At 65.0% G+C, this 19,319-nt stretch carries 20 protein-coding genes, 1 other RNA gene and 1 riboswitch; of the genes, 12 read left to right on the top strand and 9 right to left on the bottom strand.

Going from position 1 to position 19,319, the window contains the following annotated elements; translation table 11 throughout:
- From LO55_RS00365 to LO55_RS00355, 3 genes are read left to right on the top strand one after another with little or no spacing between them, the layout of a single operon-like run.
- Positions 1-696 carry a general secretion pathway protein GspB gene (locus tag LO55_RS00365; protein ID WP_071359998.1) on the top strand — a complete coding sequence of 232 codons (696 nt, stop codon included), beginning with the start codon at positions 1-3 and terminating at the stop codon, positions 694-696.
- Entirely contained in the window at positions 683-1,261 is a 579-nt protein-coding gene (mobB, locus tag LO55_RS00360) for a molybdopterin-guanine dinucleotide biosynthesis protein B (RefSeq protein WP_071359997.1), read from the top strand. The genes LO55_RS00365 and mobB overlap by 14 nt, the downstream gene beginning before the upstream one ends.
- 23 nt (positions 1,262-1,284) lie before the next feature.
- A complete protein-coding gene (locus tag LO55_RS00355) occupies positions 1,285-1,476 on the top strand; it encodes a YjfB family protein (protein WP_071359996.1) in 192 nt (63 codons plus the stop codon).
- Positions 1,477-1,611: 135 nt separating this feature from the next.
- Here the strand turns inward: LO55_RS00355 and LO55_RS00350 are convergent, their stop codons facing one another.
- The 3 genes from LO55_RS00350 to fumC form a co-directional block, all read right to left on the bottom strand.
- Complete coding sequence (locus LO55_RS00350) at positions 1,612-1,896, bottom strand: DUF883 family protein (RefSeq protein WP_005668927.1); 285 nt, start codon at positions 1,894-1,896, stop codon at positions 1,612-1,614.
- A gap of 143 nt (positions 1,897-2,039) precedes the next feature.
- Positions 2,040-2,252 carry an RNA-binding S4 domain-containing protein gene (locus LO55_RS00345; protein WP_005668930.1) on the bottom strand — a complete coding sequence of 71 codons (213 nt, stop codon included), beginning with the start codon at positions 2,250-2,252 and terminating at the stop codon, positions 2,040-2,042.
- Positions 2,253-2,370: 118 nt separating this feature from the next.
- Positions 2,371-3,765, bottom strand: a complete 1,395-nt coding sequence (fumC, locus tag LO55_RS00340) for a class II fumarate hydratase (RefSeq protein WP_005668932.1) — start codon at positions 3,763-3,765, stop codon at positions 2,371-2,373.
- 89 nt (positions 3,766-3,854) lie between these two features.
- Between fumC and LO55_RS00335 the strand changes: the two genes are divergently transcribed.
- Positions 3,855-4,958 (top strand): FimV/HubP-related protein, encoded by a 1,104-nt coding sequence (locus tag LO55_RS00335; RefSeq protein WP_143054424.1) that lies wholly within the window; start codon positions 3,855-3,857, stop codon positions 4,956-4,958.
- A 347-nt stretch (positions 4,959-5,305) separates the two neighbouring features.
- Here LO55_RS00335 and LO55_RS00330 read toward each other — a convergent pair whose 3' ends face one another.
- Positions 5,306-5,587, bottom strand: coding sequence for a flagellar protein FliT (locus tag LO55_RS00330; protein ID WP_071359994.1), 282 nt, complete (start codon positions 5,585-5,587; stop codon positions 5,306-5,308).
- A 167-nt stretch (positions 5,588-5,754) separates the two neighbouring features.
- Between LO55_RS00330 and LO55_RS00325 the strand changes: the two genes are divergently transcribed.
- Positions 5,755-6,384, top strand: coding sequence for a class I SAM-dependent DNA methyltransferase (locus tag LO55_RS00325; protein ID WP_071359993.1), 630 nt, complete (start codon positions 5,755-5,757; stop codon positions 6,382-6,384).
- 72 nt (positions 6,385-6,456) lie between these two features.
- Entirely contained in the window at positions 6,457-6,633 is a 177-nt protein-coding gene (locus tag LO55_RS00320; protein WP_005668942.1) for a CsbD family protein, read from the top strand.
- A 102-nt stretch (positions 6,634-6,735) separates the two neighbouring features.
- On the opposite strand, the gene LO55_RS00315 is transcribed toward LO55_RS00320, so the two are convergent.
- A complete protein-coding gene (locus LO55_RS00315) occupies positions 6,736-7,833 on the bottom strand; it encodes an AI-2E family transporter (RefSeq protein ID WP_071359992.1) in 1,098 nt (365 codons plus the stop codon).
- 183 nt (positions 7,834-8,016) lie between these two features.
- On the opposite strand from LO55_RS00315, the gene LO55_RS00310 reads away from it, so the two are divergent.
- On the top strand, positions 8,017-8,223 hold the full coding sequence (locus LO55_RS00310; RefSeq protein WP_005668944.1) for a CsbD family protein: 207 nt from the start codon (positions 8,017-8,019) through the stop codon (positions 8,221-8,223).
- Between the two features lie 78 nt (positions 8,224-8,301).
- On the opposite strand, the gene LO55_RS00305 is transcribed toward LO55_RS00310, so the two are convergent.
- Both LO55_RS00305 and LO55_RS00300 read right to left on the bottom strand, forming a co-directional pair.
- Entirely contained in the window at positions 8,302-10,521 is a 2,220-nt protein-coding gene (locus tag LO55_RS00305; RefSeq protein ID WP_071359991.1) for a S9 family peptidase, read from the bottom strand.
- 86 nt (positions 10,522-10,607) lie between these two features.
- Complete coding sequence (locus tag LO55_RS00300; protein WP_071359990.1) at positions 10,608-12,020, bottom strand: MATE family efflux transporter; 1,413 nt, start codon at positions 12,018-12,020, stop codon at positions 10,608-10,610.
- Positions 12,021-12,194: 174 nt separating this feature from the next.
- Between LO55_RS00300 and tssF the strand changes: the two genes are divergently transcribed.
- From tssF to LO55_RS00285, 3 genes are all read left to right on the top strand, one after another.
- Entirely contained in the window at positions 12,195-14,030 is a 1,836-nt protein-coding gene (gene tssF, locus LO55_RS00295) for a type VI secretion system baseplate subunit TssF (protein WP_071359989.1), read from the top strand.
- A complete protein-coding gene (gene tssG / locus LO55_RS00290; RefSeq protein WP_229409998.1) occupies positions 14,027-15,016 on the top strand; it encodes a type VI secretion system baseplate subunit TssG in 990 nt (329 codons plus the stop codon). Before tssF ends, tssG begins: the two co-directional genes overlap by 4 nt.
- 118 nt (positions 15,017-15,134) lie before the next feature.
- The gene (locus LO55_RS00285; RefSeq protein ID WP_083415064.1) at positions 15,135-15,764 is read left to right on the top strand and encodes a type 1 glutamine amidotransferase domain-containing protein; all 630 of its coding nucleotides are present in this window, start codon (positions 15,135-15,137) and stop codon (positions 15,762-15,764) included.
- Positions 15,765-15,780: 16 nt separating this feature from the next.
- On the opposite strand, the gene LO55_RS00280 is transcribed toward LO55_RS00285, so the two are convergent.
- Positions 15,781-16,338: a manganese efflux pump MntP gene (locus LO55_RS00280; protein WP_005668955.1), complete on the bottom strand. Its 558-nt coding sequence runs from the start codon at positions 16,336-16,338 to the stop codon at positions 15,781-15,783.
- Positions 16,339-16,341: 3 nt separating this feature from the next.
- A riboswitch (yybP-ykoY riboswitch) is annotated at positions 16,342-16,510 on the bottom strand.
- 156 nt (positions 16,511-16,666) lie between these two features.
- On the opposite strand from LO55_RS00280, the gene LO55_RS00275 reads away from it, so the two are divergent.
- The gene (locus LO55_RS00275; RefSeq protein ID WP_143054423.1) at positions 16,667-17,218 is read left to right on the top strand and encodes a hypothetical protein; all 552 of its coding nucleotides are present in this window, start codon (positions 16,667-16,669) and stop codon (positions 17,216-17,218) included.
- A gap of 724 nt (positions 17,219-17,942) precedes the next feature.
- Here the strand turns inward: LO55_RS00275 and ssrA are convergent.
- Positions 17,943-18,301, bottom strand: a transfer-messenger RNA (tmRNA) gene (gene ssrA / locus LO55_RS00270).
- A 150-nt stretch (positions 18,302-18,451) separates the two neighbouring features.
- Here ssrA and LO55_RS00265 point away from each other — a divergent pair.
- A complete protein-coding gene (locus LO55_RS00265; RefSeq protein ID WP_071363633.1) occupies positions 18,452-19,309 on the top strand; it encodes a class I SAM-dependent methyltransferase in 858 nt (285 codons plus the stop codon).
- The last annotated feature ends 10 nt before the right edge of the window (positions 19,310-19,319 follow it).

Raw genomic sequence — 19,319 nt, 5'->3', positions numbered from 1 at the left:
ATGTCGTACATCCTCGAAGCACTCAAGAAGGCCCAGGCCGAACGCCAGCTGGGCAACGCCCCGACCATCCATGCGCCGCCGCCGATGTACGCGGCCCCGGATCGCGCCCGGGACGGGAGCCGGCGCCATCTCATCGTCGGCCTCGGCCTGGGCGTGCTGGTGGCGGCGGCCGCCTTGCTGTGGGTGCGTCACACGGGCGAACAGCCGGTGCGGCTGGCGGCGGCGCCGGTGTCTGCGCCGGCCCCCGCACCTGCGCCTGCTCCCGCGCCCGCGGCGGCTGCCGCGCCGCCTGCCGCGCCGGCGCCGGCGCCGGCGCCGCGCGAAGCCGCGCCGGTGGCCGCGAAGCCGGCGCAGGCCAGGGCAGCCGAGCCGCCGCCGCCGGTGCGGGTGGCCGAGGCGCCGCTTTCCGAAACGCCGGCCGCTTTGGCGCCGGCGCCCGTGGCGGCGGCCCAGCCGGCCGGCGAGGAAAACCTGCGCACCCTGCAGCAATTGCCCGAGTCGGTCAGGCGCGAGATCCCGCAAGTGAGCTTCGGCGGCTATATCTATTCGCCGACGCCGGGCGAGAGCTTGCTGCTGGTCGATAAGACGCTGCGCCGCGAAGGCGAGGAAGTGGCGCCCGGCCTGGTGCTCGAGCGCCTGATGCCGAAGGCGGCCGTGATGAACTACCGGGGAACCCGCTACCGTGTCGCGTACTGAAGCGCCGCGGTCGGCGCAGGGGCCGGGTCCGGTCCTGGGCGTGGTGGGCTGGTCGGGCAGCGGCAAGACCACCTTGCTGGAAGGGCTGGTCGCGCGCCTGGCGCAGGATGGCTTGCGGGTCAATATCGTCAAGCACAGCCACCATGACATCGAACTCGAGCCGCCGCGCAAGGACAGCGCGCGCCTGCGCCTGGCCGGGGCGGCCGAGGTGATGATCGCCTCGCCTTACCGCATTGCCATCATGCGCGAGCTGCGCGCGGAGCCAGAGCCGGGACTGGAAGCGTTGCTGGCGCGGCTGTCGCCGGCCGACCTGACCCTGGTCGAAGGGTATAAATGGGAATCGTTGCCCAAGCTCGAGGTACATCGCCCGAGCCTGGGCAAGCCGCCGCTGTTCCAGGACGATGTCACGATCCTGGCCGTGCTCTCGGACGCGGCGCGGCCGGCGGACGCGCGCGCCGGACTCGCCTGGCTCGACTTGAACGACCTGGGGCGGGTGGTGGACTGGGTTTGCGGATGGTTAAAGATGCAGCCTCAAGTTCTGGTCGATGAGGCCGTTAAAGACTGACAAGTCTTTTTCTGGAGAAGTGTATGGACGTCACGAACATTGCCAAGCTTGCAACCAGCATGGCCGAAACCGGTATCCGTCAGGAAGTGGGCGTGTCCATGCTCAAGAAATCCATAGACATCCAGGCGGCGTCGGCCGCCCAGTTGCTCGACGCGCTGCCACAGCCGCAAAACCTGCCGCCCCACCTGGGCAATACGATCAATACGAAAGCTTGAACCCGGGCTTGAACGACCCGGGATCGTCGCTGCATCCGGCGCGAACTCGAGCGCGAAAGCCGGGTCGAAGATCACATGGGATTGTGTCTTGCCTTTTGAAACCCGGCCTCGATGCCGGGTTTTTGCTGTCGTCGATCAGTGGAAGGCGCGCAGGATGCGTTCTTCGCCCGACCTGTCGTTGTAACGGTCATTGGCGGCGCGGGTGGCGGCCATCATGCGCTCCAGCTGCGCATCCTCGAAACGGGACAGTTCTTCATTGGCCGCTTCCAGGGCGAGCGACAGCTTGGCGCGCGCGTTCTGGTACAGGGCGCTGGAATAGTGATCGGTATTCTTGAGCAGTTCTTCCGCGTTTTCGATCACGAGGCGCAGGTCGCCAATCAATTGCTCCTGCGTTTGTGCGCTGTGTTCCGGGGTTTCCATCGCCTTCACCTCTAAGCCGTATGAGTGACGTCTTAAAATATAAACAAGGAAGCCCCGCTCTGTTTGTTAGTGCGCAAACATAAGGCCGCCGTTCCGGCGCCCCATTTCTTGCACTATCAGCCCGGCTCGCGGGCGCCAACAGCTTACTGCACGGTGATGCGCAGGTCGCCGACCGAGACGGTCTGGCCACTGCGGATTTTCGCCGTTTTGCGGAGTTCCTGTCGTCCATCGACCGACACCACGCCGCTGGCGACCATGTTCTTGCCGGCGCCGCCGCTGTCGACCAGGCCGACCAGCTTCAGCAGCTGATTGACCTCGACGAATTCTGATGTCAAATCGAAAACTATTTTTTGCATTCTATCCTCGGGTTGGTGAAGGCGGCGTACGATTGATGAGGCCGCCTATTTGAAGCGCATGTAGCAGCGTCCGGTGGCGCCGTGCCGGCACCCGGTACACGCCGTCTCGCCGTCCGGCTTACACCGGATCCGGATGCGTCATGTCGATCGGCACGATCCACTGGTCGAACTGCTGTTCGTCGACGAAGCCGCTCTGCAGGGCGGCCTGGCGCAAGGTCAGGCCGTCCGTCGATGCCTTCTTGGCGATCTGCGCGGCGCGATCATACCCGATGTGCGGCGCCAGCGCAGTCACCAGCATCAGCGATTTTTCCATCAGCTCGCCGATGCGGGCGCGGTTCGGCTCGATGCCCTGGGCGCAATGCGTGTCGAAGGAGCGCATGCCGTCGGCCAGCAGGCGCGCGCTTTGCAGGAAGTTGTGGACGATCATGGGCTTGAACACATTGAGCTCGAAATTGCCCTGGGAGCCGCCGACCGTGATGGCGACGTCGTTGCCGAACACCTGGCAGCACAGCATGGTGAGCGCCTCGCATTGGGTCGGATTGACCTTGCCCGGCATGATCGAGCTGCCCGGCTCGTTCTCGGGGATGGTGATCTCGCCCAGGCCCGAGCGGGGGCCGGACGCCATCCAGCGCACGTCGTTGGCGATCTTCATGAGGGCGGTGGCCAGGGTCTTGAAGGCGCCGTGGGCGGCGACCATGGCGTCGTGGGCGGCCAGGGCCATGAACTTGTTCGGCGCGGTCTTGAACGACAGGCCGGTGCGCGAGCCGAGCTCGGCTGCGATGCGCGGGGCGAACTCGGGGTGGGCATTCAGGCCGGTGCCCACGGCGGTTCCGCCGGCGGCCAGCAGCAGCAGGCCGGGCAGGGCGGACTTGAGCTGCTGCTCGGCATAGTCGAGCTGGGCCACGTAGCCGGAGAATTCCTGGCCCAGGGTCAGCGGCGTCGCATCCTGCAGGTGGGTGCGGCCGATCTTGACGATCGGCTCGAAGTCGCGCGACTTGCGCAGCAGGGTGCCGCGCAGCTGGGCCAGCGCGGGCAATACCTCCTTGGCCAGGGCCCAGGCGGCGGCCACGTGCATGGCGGTCGGGAAGATGTCGTTCGACGATTGGCCCATGTTGACGTGGTCGTTCGGGTGCAGCAGGCGGCCTTCGCCGCGCGCGCCGCCCAGCAGCTCGGAGCCGCGGTTGGCCAGCACTTCGTTCATGTTCATATTGCTCTGCGTGCCCGAGCCCGTCTGCCACACGGCGAGCGGGAATTCGGCCGGATGGCGGCCCTCGAGCACTTCGTCGGCAGCCCGGATGATGGCGTCGGCCTTGTCGCTGGAAAGCTTGCCGAGCGAGCGGTTGACCGCCGCCGCCGCGCGCTTGACCTGGGCCAGCGCCGCGACCAGCTCGGGCGCCATGCGCTCGGTGGAGATGTGGAAATGGTGGAGCGAGCGCTGGGTCTGCGCACCCCAAAGACGATCGGCGGGCACGTCGATCGGGCCAAAGCTGTCCTTCTCAATCCTGTTTTCCATAGACATTCCTGTTGTACGAGGGGGCTGGGATTAAAGAGTTTATCGCAATGTCCGTTAATTACGCTTGGGCTTCACTCTCGGTATTCCTTATGGCTAGCCGCCTCCCCTTGATCATCACTTGCGCGCTACTCTCTGGCGCTGCCGGCGCAGCCGAACCGGGCGAAGCGCGGGTCGCGTCGTATATCGGCCAGCAGCTCGTGGCCGACATCGAACTGACCATGCTCAACGCCCCGGCGACGCCGGTGCAGGTGCGCCTGGCCCATCCGAACGTCTACCGCGGCGCCAATATCGGCATGCCGCACGTGCTGTCGACACTCAACATGACTGTGACGCAGCGCGATGGCCGCCAGTTCCTGCACGTGACGTCGCTGGCCCCGGTTGAGTCAAACCGCCTGCATCTGTACCTGGAATTGGCCGATGGCGTTCAGCGCGACGTGCGCCTGGTTACCTTGTCGATGGCGGCGAATCCGAATCCACCGCCGCCGGCGCCGGTCAGGATGCCGGCGCCGGTCGTGGCCGATACGCCAGCGCCGGCCGCCCCAGTCGTGGCCAGGCCGCCGCCACGGCCGCGCCCGGCGCCAACGCCCAAGCCGGTCGTCGCGAAAATCGAGGCGGCGCCGAAGCAGAAGCCCGAGCCCGCGCCCAAACCGGAACCGAAACAGGAAGCCCGGCCAGTGCCGGCAGCGGAGCCGAAGCCGGCTCCCCAGGCGCTGCCCCTGCCACTGGCTGCCCCGGCGACGCCGGCCGCCTGTGCGCCCGCGCCCGACGTCGACCGCTCGACCGTGTGCGCCGCGCTGGACTACAAGAATGCGCAATTGCGCGAACAGATCGGCCAGCTGGAAGACAAGGTGAGGGTATTGCAGGTGGCGCTTGGCGCCAGTCCGGCGGACGTCAGCAGGGCGCGGCCGCTTGATCCGAACAAGCCGCATCCGGCGCGGCGGCGCCCGGCGCCCGAACCGGAGGCGTCGACGCCCTGGGGCTGGATCGCCGGCGGCGTTGGCGCCGTGCTGGCGCTGGCCGGGGCGGCGATCCTGATAGTGCGCCGTCGCAAGCGGGCAGGGCAGATCCAGCCCATGCCCAGCGTGCCCTTGATGACCCGTCTGCGCCAGCGCTTCGCGCGCAAGAAAGCGGGCCAGGAGCCGGTCGAGCCGAAGCTGGACGAGACTGAACAGGAAATGTCTACACAACTTTGATTTTGCGTTATACTGGACTTGTGATCGACGAGGTCACAGACGGCACAGGGTCTGCGCAGCCACCACCGATAGCGTGGCGCGACAACAGACGACCGTTGATGAAACGCCTGTGACCGGAAGCAGTCCACTTGCCTGCAGCGGCGGTGGACGCCGGGAGCAACCGGCAAGAGGCGACGCCAGCAGATAGCTGGGGATCGCCCTCCACCCGATTCGCTGCCGAGCCACTGGCTCGGCGGCAGCCAAGGCGCCCGATGGGCGCCTTGTCATTTGTGCTTCAACCTTTCCCCGCCTTGTTCCGGCAACAAAAAAGGCACCCGCAGGTGCCTTGGTTCAGGATTCGCCAGGAATCAGTGCGCTTGCAGCGCGCGGTCCAGCTGGCCATCGAATGGCTCGGTCACGTCGCGAATCGCGCGGTCGTTGGCCATCAGCTGCTTGAGCAGGTCGATCTTGCGCAGGCGCTGGGCGCCTTCCAGGGCCGGCATGCCGGCGGCGGCGCTGCGCGCTTCGACCTTGGCTTCCACGTTCAGGTTGGCAAACTCGTTCCAGTCGCCGGCCTTGGCGGCTTCCGACATCTGACGGGTCAGGCCAGCCAGGTTTTCGTACACCGCGAGGACTTCGTTTGCGTTCATGTTGCCACCAAAACAATGAAACTCCGGCCGGATTGCCGGTTGTCTGACTCTATTACGGCAGGGATTGTGGGAACTTTAGGGTGACTTCGAAATTTTTTTGAATTTTTTTTCTGACGTGGCGAGCATGTCCGGCGAAGCCGTTCGCCGCCGGCTGGCATACTGTCGTCATGGATCACGATAACAATCACGACGACATCGCCCGCCGCACGCTGGCGCATTACGAGCGCAATGCCGATGCCTTCTTCGCCGGCACGATCGACCACGACGTCAGCCAGAACATCGCCGCCCTGCTGGAAGCGATCGAGTCGCCGAGCCCGTACACCATCCTCGACCTGGGCTGCGGCCCGGGGCGTGACTTGAAAGCCTTCAGCACGCTCGGCCACCGCGCCATCGGCGTCGACGGCAGTGAGCGTTTCGTCGCCATGGCGCGCGACTACAGCGGCTGCGAGGTCTGGCATCAAGACTTCCTACACCTTGATTTGCCTCAAGCGACCTTTGATGGCATTTTCGCCAACGCCGTGCTGTTCCATGTGCCCAGCGCTGCCTTGCCCCAGGTGCTCGCGCATCTGCACGCCGCGCTCAAGCCGGGCGGCGTGCTGTTCAGTTCGAATCCGCGCGGCGACAACCAGGAAGGCTGGAACGGCCCGCGCTACGGCAGTTATTACGACTACGCCACCTGGGAACGCTACCTGCGCGCGGCCGGTTTCACGGCCCTGCACCATTACTACCGTCCGCCCGGCTTGCCGCGCGAGCAGCAGCCCTGGTTGGCCAGTGTGTGGCGTAAGCCTGTTTGTTAAGCGTCGAACAGAACCGCTTGGCAGTTATCCTTACCATCAAGGCTCATCCACGTAACAGGCAAGGAGATTGCAATGAACAAGGATCAAGTCAAAGGCAAGGCGAAGGAAGTTGGCGGAAAGGTGCAGCAGAAAGTCGGCGAAGCCGTCGGCAGCCGCCAGCAGCAGAGCGAAGGCCTGTCGAATCAGGCCGAGGGCAAGGTCCAGAAGAAAGTTGGCGACATGAAGGAAATCGCCAAAGGCAACCGCTGATCTGCCTTCCGCCCCATGACGAAGCCGCGCAATCGCGCGGCTTTATTTTTGCGCCGACAATCTCTGAAATGCCGCGGCACGGCACTCCAGAAACGAGGCAAGTCAACTCGACCCAACCCCCTTCGCCGGTCTGTCCCCCAGCACGTCTTCTATATAGAGCATCTTGACCAGCACCGACAGCACGGCGGCCAGCGGCGTCGCCAGCGCCACGCCGGCAAAGCCGAACAGGGTGCCGAAGATCAGTTGCATCACGATCACCAGCGCGGGCGGCAGTTCGATCGCCTTGGCTTCGATCATCGGCTGCAGCACATAACCCTCGAGCATATTGATCGCCGCGAACAACAGCAGCGCATACATGGCCATTTCCGGACTGATCGACAGCGCCAGCAGCACCGCCGGGACGCCGGCCATGATCGGGCCGAGGTAGGGAATGAAGTCGAGCAGGCCGGCGATGACGCCCAGGATCAGTGCCAGCGGCACGCCCAGCAGGGAGAGGCCGATCGCGGTCGTGGTGCCGACGATCAGCATCGAGACCGCCTTGCCGACCAGCCAGCTGGCCAGCGAATCGCCCATCTCGTCGATGACTTCGCGTGCGCGGCCGCGCTTGTGTTGCGGGATCAGGCGGATGAAGCCGCCCGTATACACGCCCGGTGTGGCGGCAAAATAGATGCCGACGAAAATGATGATGACGACATTGCCGAGGGCGCCCAGGATGCCTGTGAAGAACAGGCCGGCATTCGGCACCATCGAACTCATCTGCTTGACGATGTCTTCCGGCGGCGGCAGTTCGTCGACGACGCGCTTGATCAGCGGATGCTGCTCGACTTCGCCCTGCAGGCGCTCGATCGCGGCCGGGATTTCCTTCGCCAGCTGGGTCGACTGTTCGGAAATCTGCGGCGCCATGGCCCAGCCGCCCAGGCCGATGATGGCGCTGAGCAGCAGCACCACCACGCCGAGCGCGAGCTTGCGCCGCATGTGGAAGCGCCGATGCATGATCTCGCTCAATTTGTAGAGCAGGATGGCGAACAGGATGCAGGCGAACACCAGCAACAGCGCATCGGCCGCCAGCACGACGGCGGCCAGGCCGAGGATGAACAGCACGGCGATGCCATTGACGAGGGTCACGCGGCGCGCCAGGCGGCGTTGGGCCTGTGGGGCTTCCTGGGTGGCGGGGACGGCTTCGGTATTGTTGTTATTCATGGAGGATTCTCTTCTTGAGCGGCGCGCCGCGTTGCAAGAAAAGATTAGCATTTAAGCTATAAAAATGTCGCGCGGCTGGGGTTGATTGACTGTGTGCGTGCGCTAACAGATGAGCAGGCGCGAAAGGACTATTCTGTATCCATCGCATGGCCATTCAGGCATGCACTACTCAAGGAGAACACCATGAACAAAGACCAAGTCGAAGGCAAACTGAAAGACATCGGCGGCAAGATTCAGGAAGGCGCCGGCAAAGTGGTGGGCAGCACCGAACAGCAGGCCAAGGGCCTGGCGAACCAGGCCGAGGGCAAGACCCAGGAAGCCTACGGCGACGCGAAAGAAGTCGTGAAGGATGCCGTGGACCAGACGAACCGCCCAGCGCCACGTCCATAATCCACACCGCGCTGTAAAGGCGCAATGAAAAACGGCCGCGTCGATCGACGCGGCCGTTTTTGTTCCAAGAAGTCGAACTCAGTTCGGCTGCGTGCCGCCCAGCTGCTTCTTGAAGTAGGACTCGATCAGCCCATACACGTGGCGCTGGTTGGTGCGGCCCGACATGCCGTGCTTGGCGCCCGGATAGGTCATCAGGTCGAACTGCACATTGCGCTTCACGAGTTCGTCGATCAGCAGGGTGGTGTTCGAGAACAGCACATTGTCGTCGGCCATGCCGTGGATCAGCAGCAGGTGCGACTTCATGCCGTCCAGGTGGGCGAACACGCCGCTGCGCTTGTACGCCTCCGGGTCGCCCTTCGGCGTGCCGCCGACGTAGCGCTCGGTATAGTGGGTGTCGTACAGCGCCCAGTCGGTCACCGGCGCCACCGACACGCCCATCGCGATCTTGTCCGACGCTGCGGACAGCAGGCGCAGGGTCATGAAGCCGCCGTAGCTCCAGCCGAACACGCCCACCCGTTTCGGATCGACGAAGCTCTGCTTGGCCAGCCAGTCGATGCCGGCCACCTGGTCTTCGACTTCGTGCTTGCCCAGGTTGTTGTGCAGCACGTCGGTGAACTGGCGCTCGCGGCGGCCCGAGCCGCGGTTGTCGAGGCGGAAGACCACGAAGCCCTGCTGCGCCATGTACTGGTCAAAATAATTGCCCCAGGCACGGGTCACGCGTTGCGAGTGCGGGCCGCCATAGGTGAACAGGAACACCGGATAGCGCTTATTGGCATCGAAACCGGCCGGCTTGATGATCGAGTAGTGCAGGGTCTGGCCATCGGCCGCCTTCAGGGTGCCGTATTCGGTCGGCAGGTGCGCATCGAGGTGGCGCGTGTACGGATGGTTGGCGTTGAGTTCGTTCTTCTCGATCCACTCGACCATGCTGCCGTCGGCGCGACGGATCGACACCTGCGGCGGGGTGTTCGGGTTCGAATAGGTATCGACGAACAGCTTGCCGTTGCCGGCGAACGAAGCCTCGTGCCAGCCGTCGCCCTGGGTGATGCGGGTCGGCTTGTCGGCGCCGCGGCCATCCAGCGACAGCGCATAGGTCTGCTTGTCGATCACGGCGTCGCGGTTCGACGAGACATAGATCTTGCCGGCGCCTTCATCGACGGCCAGGATATTGTCCACGCCCCAGTCGCCGCGCGAGATCGGGTGCAGCAGCTTGCCGTTCAGGTCGTACAAATACAGATGCTTGCGGCCGCTGCGCTCGGACGCCCAGACGAAGGCCTGGCGGTTCTTGAGGAAGCGCAGGTCGTTATGGACTTCGACCCAGGTAGGGGAGGTTTCCGAGAACAGCGGACGCTGGGCCAGGGTGGCGACGTCGACCGCCACCAGGTCGAGGCGTTTCTGGTCGCGCGTCTGGCGCTGGTAGACCAGGGTCTTGGCGTCGGCGCTGAAGTCGGCGCGCACCAGGTAGATGTCCTTGTCCTGGCCGAGGTCGATCTTGCGCTGTTCACCCGTGGCCGGATTGACGACCATCAGCTCGATCGCCACGTTCGGATCGCCCGCGGCCGGGTAGTGCTGGTCGATCACCTCGGTGCGGTCGGCGAAGATCTCGAAGCGGCGCACCACCGGCACCGGCGCCTCGTCGTAGCGACGGTAGGCGATGTGCGAATCGTCCGGCGCCCAGTAGTAGCCGGTGTGCTGGTCCATCTCTTCCTGGGCGATGAATTCCGCTTCGCCATTGTGCACGGTGCCCTTGCCATCGGTGGTCAGCTGACGCTCGGCGCCGGTGGCCAGATCGATCACCACCAGGTTCTGGTCGCGCACGAAGGACACGTAGCGGCCGCGCGGCGAGATCTTCGGATCGATGACGTTGCCCGAGGCGACCTTGCGCGCGGCTTCCGGTTTGGCGGCATCGACGAGATACAGGTCGCCGCCGATCGGCACCAGCAGCCGCTTGCCGTCGGGCGACCAGTAATAGTTGAGGATGCCCGACAGGCCGGCGGTACGCGCGCGTTCGCGGCGCGCTTTTTCTTCGAGCGACAATTCCTCGTTCGGCACCAGTTGCTTGGAGTCGACCAGGCGCTGCGTGGCCTTGCTCCTGGTGTTGTATTCCCACAGGTCGAGACGGTACTGGTCATCGGCGCGCGGGCGCAGGAAGGTCACGCGTTCGCCGTCGGGCGACACGCGCAGGTTGCGCACGCTGGCGCCGGCCAGCGAGGATTCACCGTAGATGCGGTCCAGCGTCAGTTTTTCGGCCATGGCGGGCGTGGCCGCGAGGGCGGCCAGGAGAAGGAGGAGAGGGCGCATGATGTCTCTTGAAGAATATTAATTTACAGCAATCGCGAGACGATACCAGAGTCGGCGGGGCGGCGCTGTAATTACTTGTCCTCTGATTAATGCGCTGTGGCGCGATGCCCACCCTCGCGGATGCGCTGGCGCGCCAGCTTTTCGAACTGCCAGGTCAGCAATACCGCCGCCACCGTCAGCGCCACCACCAGCCCGATCCAGAAGCCGGTGGCTTCCATCGGCGCATCCGGCGACCATGGGAACCAGGCCGGCGCCAGGCCCAGGATGCAGCCGAGCGGCAGCGACAGGCCCCAGAACGACAGCAGCTGGATCACCATCGGCGGGCGCGTCACCTGGTAGCCGCGGATGGCCGAGGCGGTGGCGACCTGGGTCGAGTCCGACAGCTGGAACAGGGCCGCGAACAGCAGCAGGTTGGCGGTCACCTGCTGCACCGCCGGATCGGAGGTATACATGGCCGCGATCTCCCAGCGGAACAGGGCGATGCCGAGCGCCGCCACCACGCCGAAGCTGACCGAGACGCCGACGCCGACCCAGCCGACGAAGCGCGCGCGCACCGGGTCGCCTTCGCCCATCGCCTGGCCGACGCGGGTGAGCATGCCGATCGCGAAGCTGAGCGGCACCATGAACACCAGCGAAGCGAAATTGAGCGCGATCTGGTGCGAGGACACCTGCACCACGCCATAGCGCGCAACCAGCAGGCTGATCAGGCCGAAGGCGCTGACTTCGGCAAAATAGGTGATGCCGATCGGCAGGCCGAGGCGCAACTGGGCGCCGATCTCGCGGGTATCCGGCCCTTCGTAGCGGTCGAAGGGGTAGGTCAGGCGGTAGGCCGGCGCGCGCGTGATCCACCACAGCATGGCGCCCAGCATCAGCCACAGCGCGCTGGCGGTGGAGATTGCGCAGCCGATCGCGCCCAGTTGCGGGAAGCCGAACTTGCCATATACCAGCACCCAGGCGACGATGGTGTTGAAGACGAGACCGAGGATGGCGATCCACATGATCGGCTTGGTCTGGTTGATGCTGGTGGTATAGCCGTACAGCGCGCGATACACGCCGAAGGCCGGCATGCCGACGCTGATCACGTGCAGGAACAGCGAGGCGCGGTCGGCCACGTGGGCGTCCATGCCGATGTGGTCGAACAGCAGCGTGCACAGGTTGGCGAACAGGCAGCCGACCAGGCCGACCAGCAAGCCCTTCCACATGGCCTGGCGCACCGAATGCGGCACCCGGTCGTGGCGCGCGGCGCCGATCTCGTGCGCGACCACGGTATTGATCGCCATCATGGTGCCCATGACGGTTACCAGCACGATCGACCACACCGCCGTGCCCAGCGACACCGCCGCCAGCTCGTCGGCGCTGACGTGGCCGGTGAGGGCGACGTCGACCACACCCATGCCGACCGTCGCCAGCTGGCCGACCAGCACCGGCCACGACAGGCGCCACAGGGTGGCGATCTCGGTGCGGACGGGCGTTTCGGTGGCGGCGGTGGTGGCGGTCATGATGCGGTGATAGGTCGATGGACCCGTGATTTTACTGACTTATTGTCAAGGCCGGTATTGCCAGCCGCGATCCGCTTATCGCAACGAGTTTTATCCCGGCGTTAATGTTGCGCCGTCGCAAGACAACTTGCCGCGATCTGCACCACCGTAGAGCGACAGCCCCAGGAGGTCTTCATGGAAGAACTGTTGCCGTATTTCGAGCGCGAACTGGTCTACCTGAACACCGTCGGGCGCGAGCTCGCCCACCAGTATCCGCGGCTGGCGGCCGAGCTGGGACTGGGGCCGGAGGGCAGCGAAGACCCGCATATCCGGCGCCTGATCCAGGCCTGCGCGCTGCTTAATGCGCGCACCGCGAAAAAGCTCGACGACGACTATCCGGAACTGACCGAAGCCCTGCTGGGAAGCCTGTATCCGCACTTCCTGCATGGCTTACCGAGCTGTTCGATCGCGCACGTGGACGGTGGCGATCCGCAGGCCCGGGCCGGCAAGATCGAGCACGTGCAGGCGGTGCCGCGCGGCACCGAGATGAGTTCGCTGAGGGCGCGCGGCGCGCCCTGCGTGTTTCGTACCACGGCCGAGCTGGCGCTGGCGCCGGTGAAGGTGGCGCGCGCCTGGTTCGAGCCGGTGGCCCACGTCCCGCCGCGCATCCGGCTGCCGCCGCGCGCGGGCGCGCGCATCGGCATCGCCTTCGACAGCGCGCTGCCGGCGCGCATGCTGCATGGCCGCGGCCTGCCGCATGTGCGCCTGTACGTCGACGGCGACGGCCTGCTGTCGGCGGCGCTGATCGACGCCCTGGGCATGAACGTGGTCGAGACCTGGGTCGAGGCCGAAGGCGTGGAAGGCTGGCGCCGCCTCGACGGCGCGGCGCTGCACCTGGGCGGCCTGGAGCTAGAGGAGGCGCTGGTGCCGCAACAGGACCATGCCCATCCCGCCTACCGGTTGCTGACCGAATACTTCGCCTTCCCCGACAAATTTCACTTCCTGGACGTCGACCTGGCCCGGCTGGCGCCGCTGCTGCCGGCCGGCGCGCGCCGCTTCACCCTGCATTTCCTGCTCTCCGGCATGCACGCCGAATCCAGCCCGGCGCGCATCCTGCGCGCGCTGTCGGCCGCCAACCTGCTCACCGGCTGCGTGCCGGTGGTGAACCTGTTCCGCCAGGCGGCGGCGCCGGTGCGCATCACGCACCGTTCGGCGATGTACGACGTGGCGCCGAGCCGGCACGAGGAGGGCGTCGAGGTCTACAGCATCGACGCGGTGCACGTGCTCAGGACCGAGGACGGCAAGACCGCCAGCGTCGCGTACCGTCCCTATTACGGCTTGCGCCATGGCGAAGGGGACGAGCATGGCCAGCGCTATTGGTTCGCGCGCCGCGACGATCGCGGCGACAGCCGCCACCGCATGAAGATCGCCTTCACCGACGACGACTTTTCGCTGCTGGGCGAGGACGCCAGCGTGGCCTCGATCGACCTGACCTGCAGCAACGGCGCGGCGGCCTGCGGCGTCGGGGTTGGCGCGCCGGGCGGCGACCTGGCCAGCGAGACCGCGACGAGCGGCCTGCCGATCCGCCTGCTGCGCAAGCCCTCCGCGCCGCTGCGCTTCGGCAACCGCGATGGCACCCACTGGCGCCTGGTGACCCAGCTGGCGCTGAACCACCGCTCGCTGGCCGACCTGGACGCCTTCCGCGAGACGCTGGCCTTGTACGACCTGCCGCGCTCTGGCGCCTCGCAGCGCCAGATCGCCGGCGTCAGCGCGATGGCGTCGACCCCGGCCACCGCCTGGCTGCGCAACCGCTACGGCGCGAGCCTGGTGCACGGCATCGAGGTGCGCATGACGGTGGACGAGGACGCCTTCGCCGGCAGCAGCCTGTTCGTGTTCGCGCAGGTCGTGAGCCGCTTCCTGGGCCTGTATGTGCACCTGAACAGCTTTACCCGGCTGGTGCTGGTGTCGGGGCAGAGCGACAAGGAGTTGCTGCGATGCGAGCCCCGCAACGGCAGCCTGGCGCTGGTGTGAACGCTGTCAGGCGGACGAGCGCCATCGTCGACCTGCTGCGCCAGCCGCAACGCTACGAATTCTTCCAGGCGGTGCGGCTGCTGGTGTGCTGGCTGGCGCACCAGGGCATCGCGCCCGAGCATGCGCTCGGCGGCCTGATCCGCTTTCGCAACAGCCTGGGACTGGCCTTCCCGGCCAGCGAGATCGAGACCATCGTGCCGACCACCGAGGGCGTGCCGGCGGTGAGCGTCACGCCCACGCTGATGGGGTTGCTGGGCGTGATGGGGACTTTGCCGCTGCATTACACCGAACGCTTCGCCGCCTGGGAGCTCGCAGTGCGCGACGAGGGGCCGCGCGCTTTCCTCGACTTGCTGTCGAGCCGCCAGGTGGCGCTGTTCTACCGCGCCTGGTGCAAGTACCGGGTGCGCCATCCGACGGAGCCCGAGGTCGACCGCTTCCTGCCGCTGCTGCTGGCGCTGGCCGGCGTGCCGGCGCGCGGGGGCGGCATGTCCGGCGTGGAAGCGGCCAGCCTGGCCTGGTTCGCGGCGCCGCTGCGCAGCCGGGTGGTCAGCGCGGAGTCGATCGCGGGCGTATTGCGCGCCTATTTCCGCGTGCCGGTGCGGGTCGAGCAATTCACCGGGCGCTGGGACGTGCTCGAGCCGGCGCAGCGCACGCGGCTCGCATGCGGCAACTGCGTGCTGGGGGAGGGCGCCACCGCGGGGGCGCGCCTGTTGCGGCCCGAGCTGGGCATCCGCATCCGCCTTGGGCCGCTGGATGCGCACGCCTTCGAGCGCTTCCTGCCCGGCGCCGAAGGCGCGCGGGCGCTGGCCGCCTTGCTGGACCGCTTCGCGATCGAGGTGCCGTTCCGCGAGCTGCAGGTGGTGCTGCGGCGCGAGGACGTCGACGGCGCCTGCCTGGATGGCTCGGTGCGCCTGGGGCTGGACGGCTTCCTGTGTACCCGGACCGGGCGGCGCGACCGCGACGACGTGTGTTATCTGCTTGATTGAATCGGGCTGACGAACCCGGCCGACTGAGCAATTGAATGCCGGCAGGCATGCGCGCGCCGCGGGCGCGATGGTAGACCTACAATCGATGCGAATGAACCGCATTGAACAAGGAGGCCATATGCAACAAGCAGAAAACATGCAGCCGGCGGATCACGTCGAGCCGGCCGCCACCCAATCCCTGCAGGGCAGGAGCGTCGCGGTGCTGATGACCGATGGCGTCGAGCAGGTCGAATACACGGAGCCGCGCCGCTTCCTCGAGGAGCAGGGCGTGAAGGTGATCCTGGTCTCGCCGAAGAAGGCCGGCGAGGAGATCCAGGGTTTCAACCACCTGACGCCGGACCAGAAATTCAAGGTCGAACTGAGCGTACAGGACGCCAGGCCGGGCGACTACGACCTGCTGCTGTTGCCGGGCGGCGTCGCCAACCCGGACAACCTGCGCCTGAGCGCTGAGTCGATCGCCTTCATCAAGGCCTTCGGCGACGAGGACAAGCCGATCGCCGCGATCTGCCACGGCCCGTGGCCGCTGATCGACGCCGGCGTGGCCGAGTCGAAGCACCTGACCAGCTGGCCGACCCTGCAGCACGACCTGCGCAACGCCGGCGCCGAATGGACTGATGAAGAAGTCGTCGTCGACGGCAAGCTGATCACCAGCCGCAAGCCGGACGACATCCCGGCCTTCAACGCAGCGATCCAGAAGCAGCTGATGGTGCTGCAGCAGGCGGGCAGCGACCCGGGGCCGACGTCCTGATCCTGCCGCGGCGGCGTCACTGCAGGTGTTCGTACAGCGTGACGCTGCCCACCGCGATCAATACCAGGCCGCCGAAGATCTCGGCGCGCTTGCCCACCACGGCCCCGATACGGCGGCCGATCAACAATCCCAGCGTCACCATCGTCAGGGTCGCCAGGCCGATCGCCAGCGCCGGCCACAGGATGCCGGTGTCGGCGAAGGCCAGGCTGACGCCGACCACCATCGCATCGATGCTGGTGGCGAAGCCGGTCAGGGCCAGCAGCCAGAAGGGGCGGGCGGGATCGTCCGCTTCCGTGTCAGGTTCGCCGCAGCCTTCGACGATCATGCGAATACCCAGGCCGCCGAGCAGGACGAAGGCGATCCAGTGGTCCCAGCTTTCGACGTAGGACGCGGCAATGCTGCCCATGGCCCAGCCGACCAGCGGCGTCACACCCTCGATGATTCCGAACAGCAGGCCGACCTTGAGCGCATCCTTGAACAGGACGTGGGCGCGTCGGGAACCCATGGCGATCGCGACGGCGAAGGCGTCGGTGGACATGGCGAGGGCGAGGATGATGATTGCAGCGAGAGTCATGACAGCTTTCCGATCGGGCACGACACAAGGCATGTCGCACGGCCCGATCGTCGTGCGAACATGCCAATGGTCTTGCCAACCAGAAGGCTTCCGCACCATGACGTTGAGACGTCAAGTATGTTGATACGGGAACTTCCGTTGCGGAAGTAGGCTACTCCCCAAGGGCGGGGGCATGGTAACGCAAGAATGGCTTGAAGACAAGAAACGCACTGGCCTGGGGCGCCGTGATGCCCGGCTTAATTCATGTCAGACGGACCGCGTTGATGTTGAACTCGTCCGTATTTTGCCGGTCTTCCAGTCAGTATGAACTGGCTGAAAGGAACCTATCGTGCGAGACATCGACGCGCCGTCGCTTCCCCCATTGAGGCGGGCCGAGATCGAGCGTCTGTTGCCGATCGCGCCGGAATGGATCCTGGTCGAGCGGGTCGTCGAATGCCGGCCGCCCGACTATATCCGCACCTGCCGCCGGATCGAAGCCGGCGACGCTTTCGTGGCCGCGCATGTGCCGGGCGGTGCGCAGTCCTTGCGCGAGTCCGTGCTGATCGAGTTCGCGCAGCAGTCGGCCTACCTGCTCGCGCTGTTGTCGCGCACGGAGCACGATGGTGCATCGCAGCCGCGCCCGCCGGAACGCTGCAGCGCCCAGTTCCTGGCGCCCGCCTGCGTCGGCGAGTTGCTGGTGGCGGAAGTGACGCTGGACGATACGGCCGACGGCGTCGTGCTGCATGACGCGACCTTGAGTTGCGACGAACGGATCGTTTGCAGGGTGAGGATGTTTGCGGCGCCGGATCCGTCGGCGAAACGGCGCGTGAAGTCCCCTGCGTCGCGTGTAACTGCGTGGGAAGGAAGGGCGCGCAGGCGCGACATTCCTGGTGCGGACTGACCCGCCAGTGACGGCGCTCGAAATGAAAAAGCCGCTGACGAATGGCAGTGGCAAGCGGGCTTTAGCTTTGTCCATCGTCAACGCCCGTCCTGTATCCCTAGCGCAAAGTATCTTAGGGAATTTTCTAAGATACTAGCTAGCTCTACAGGGACGATCTGTCTTCAATTCTTGGGAGCATCTGCGTCGGTGATAAGACCTGATGCGGTGGAACGTGGCAAGACTGATCTTCTGCGATTTGACGTACTTCATGTCGTCCGGCGAGCAGCCGATGTGGGTGGCGCGCCACGTGGGCCACAAGGACACGGGAATTAACGTTAGATGGAGAGGCAAATGAAAAAAGAGCTTCCATTTGGTGCGCTGGCTGGTCCAGCACTATTTTTCTTGGCCGTCTACTCGGGTTGGGTACTGGGTAGATTTTATTTTTGTGGCATCGCAATTTAACCGTTTCAACCATTCATTAGGCGTGTTCGCCCGATAGGCGTGCGATCAACTAAATTGCGTCGGTAGTATTATTTCTGCTCTGTGAACTGAGCAGTTCACTGTGGCTTAACGAAAACGACGGCGCGGGCACGTTCGATCAGAATTTCAAAAGGTACAATATTCCGCAGCGACTATAGTATGAAAGTTGACGAAGAGTGATGTGATATTCGGCTCGAACCCGCGACCGAAACTGTCGCCAGAAAAGGAAAAGCCGCTGACGAATCAGCGGCTTTTGGAAAGAGGTTGGTGGAGGCGGCGGGAATCGAACCCGCGTCCGCAAGCACTCTACAGACAGTTCTACATACTTAGCACTATCATTTGATTTGACCTGCACAACGGGGATGTGCACCCTTTGTACAAGCGAGTTACCTTAAATTTCGGAAGCAACCAAGTAACCCGGTTGATTCCTAGCCTCTGTAAATGACTCTACCAGTCTTGCGACTCACCCCAGAGGCGAGGTGTTGTAGAGCTAGCAGCAATTAAGCTGCTTGTGCGTACGAGTTATCGTTTGCAGTTATTGATTTCTGGATGTATTTACGAGGTAACCAGTCCTCGGTATGCCCTGCGCTGCTTTGCAACCCACGTCGAAACCAGGTCGCCCCCAACGTCAAGAACCTCTATTGTACTCCAAGCGCCGAGGATGTACAGCGCCGTTCCTTAGCGCCTGCTTAAAGTCTGTCACCATAAAAAACCTACAATGCATAGCTTGATTGCAATATGCTAAAGGGATTCGAGATGCTGACGAGGTTCGACATGACGTGTATCGTTTGTGGCAACACCAAGGTGGCTGGCCTGGCCGGATGGCATGCGACCTGCCCGGCTTGCAACTATGAAAGCGCCGCCCTGAGCGTCGTCATCAATGCGCATACCGGTCCCGCCGTTGACGAAGTCGAGCGTGAGGCTGGCCTCAAGGCGCTGCGCCTCGAGAACTTCCGCACCATCGTCGCCTGGGCCCGGCAGCACGTGAGCGTCAGCCGGCCCCGCCTGCTCGACGTCGGCAGCGCCCACGGTTGGTTTCTCGAGACGGCGCGCGAACAGTTCGACGTGCTGGGCGTGGAGCCGGATGCGGTGGTCGGCGCCCGCGCCGCCGCGCGCGGCTTGCCGGTACGCTCCGGCTACTTTCCGGATGTGCTCAAGGACGGCGAACGCTTCGACGTCATCGTCTTCAACGACGTGATCGAACACATTCCCGACATCCGCAGCGCGCTGGCCGCCTGCCACGCGCGCCTGCACGACGGCGGCATCCTGATTCTCAACCTGCCCAATAGCCGCGGCTTCTTCTACCGGCTGTCGAAGCTGATCGCGCGCCTGGGCTGGCGCGGGCCGTTTGAGCGCCTGTGGCAGAAAGACCTGCCGTCGCCGCACGTTCACTACTTCAATCCGCGCAACCTGCAGCAACTGGTCGCGGGGCAGGGCTTCGAACTGGCCGAGGCGGCCGAGCTGCCGGCGCTGCGCGCCAAGGGCTTATTGGAGCGCCTGCGTTGCGCCGGCAATGTGCCGACCGTATCGCTCTACCTGCAATACGTCGCGATCATGTGCGCGATTCCCGTCTTGCGCATGTTCCCGAGCGACATCATCGTCGGCGTGTTCAAAAAAAAGGCCGCAGACTGAAGGTTCGCGG

The sequence above is a fragment of the Massilia timonae genome (genome assembly GCF_001866515.1).
GTDB lineage: Bacteria > Pseudomonadota > Gammaproteobacteria > Burkholderiales > Burkholderiaceae_D > Telluria > Telluria timonae.
This window is presented reverse-complemented; position numbering and strand designations above follow the sequence as displayed.

What these genes read in the sequence shown, in the direction of transcription:
- LO55_RS00365 (WP_071359998.1), top strand. Translation starts at nt 1, where the DNA reads ATGTCGTACATCCTCGAAGCACTCAAGAAGGCCCAGGCCGAACGCCAG.
- LO55_RS00355 (WP_071359996.1), top strand. Translation starts at nt 1,285, where the DNA reads ATGGACGTCACGAACATTGCCAAGCTTGCAACCAGCATGGCCGAAACC.
- LO55_RS00350 (WP_005668927.1), bottom strand. Translation starts at nt 1,896, where the DNA reads ATGGAAACCCCGGAACACAGCGCACAAACGCAGGAGCAATTGATTGGC.
- LO55_RS00345 (WP_005668930.1), bottom strand. Translation starts at nt 2,252, where the DNA reads ATGCAAAAAATAGTTTTCGATTTGACATCAGAATTCGTCGAGGTCAAT.
- fumC (WP_005668932.1), bottom strand. Translation starts at nt 3,765, where the DNA reads ATGGAAAACAGGATTGAGAAGGACAGCTTTGGCCCGATCGACGTGCCC.
- LO55_RS00335 (WP_143054424.1), top strand. Translation starts at nt 3,855, where the DNA reads ATGGCTAGCCGCCTCCCCTTGATCATCACTTGCGCGCTACTCTCTGGC.
- LO55_RS00330 (WP_071359994.1), bottom strand. Translation starts at nt 5,587, where the DNA reads ATGAACGCAAACGAAGTCCTCGCGGTGTACGAAAACCTGGCTGGCCTG.
- LO55_RS00325 (WP_071359993.1), top strand. Translation starts at nt 5,755, where the DNA reads ATGGATCACGATAACAATCACGACGACATCGCCCGCCGCACGCTGGCG.
- LO55_RS00320 (WP_005668942.1), top strand. Translation starts at nt 6,457, where the DNA reads ATGAACAAGGATCAAGTCAAAGGCAAGGCGAAGGAAGTTGGCGGAAAG.
- LO55_RS00315 (WP_071359992.1), bottom strand. Translation starts at nt 7,833, where the DNA reads ATGAATAACAACAATACCGAAGCCGTCCCCGCCACCCAGGAAGCCCCA.
- LO55_RS00310 (WP_005668944.1), top strand. Translation starts at nt 8,017, where the DNA reads ATGAACAAAGACCAAGTCGAAGGCAAACTGAAAGACATCGGCGGCAAG.
- LO55_RS00305 (WP_071359991.1), bottom strand. Translation starts at nt 10,521, where the DNA reads ATGCGCCCTCTCCTCCTTCTCCTGGCCGCCCTCGCGGCCACGCCCGCC.
- LO55_RS00300 (WP_071359990.1), bottom strand. Translation starts at nt 12,020, where the DNA reads ATGACCGCCACCACCGCCGCCACCGAAACGCCCGTCCGCACCGAGATC.
- tssF (WP_071359989.1), top strand. Translation starts at nt 12,195, where the DNA reads ATGGAAGAACTGTTGCCGTATTTCGAGCGCGAACTGGTCTACCTGAAC.
- LO55_RS00285 (WP_083415064.1), top strand. Translation starts at nt 15,135, where the DNA reads ATGCAACAAGCAGAAAACATGCAGCCGGCGGATCACGTCGAGCCGGCC.
- LO55_RS00280 (WP_005668955.1), bottom strand. Translation starts at nt 16,338, where the DNA reads ATGACTCTCGCTGCAATCATCATCCTCGCCCTCGCCATGTCCACCGAC.
- LO55_RS00265 (WP_071363633.1), top strand. Translation starts at nt 18,452, where the DNA reads ATGACGTGTATCGTTTGTGGCAACACCAAGGTGGCTGGCCTGGCCGGA.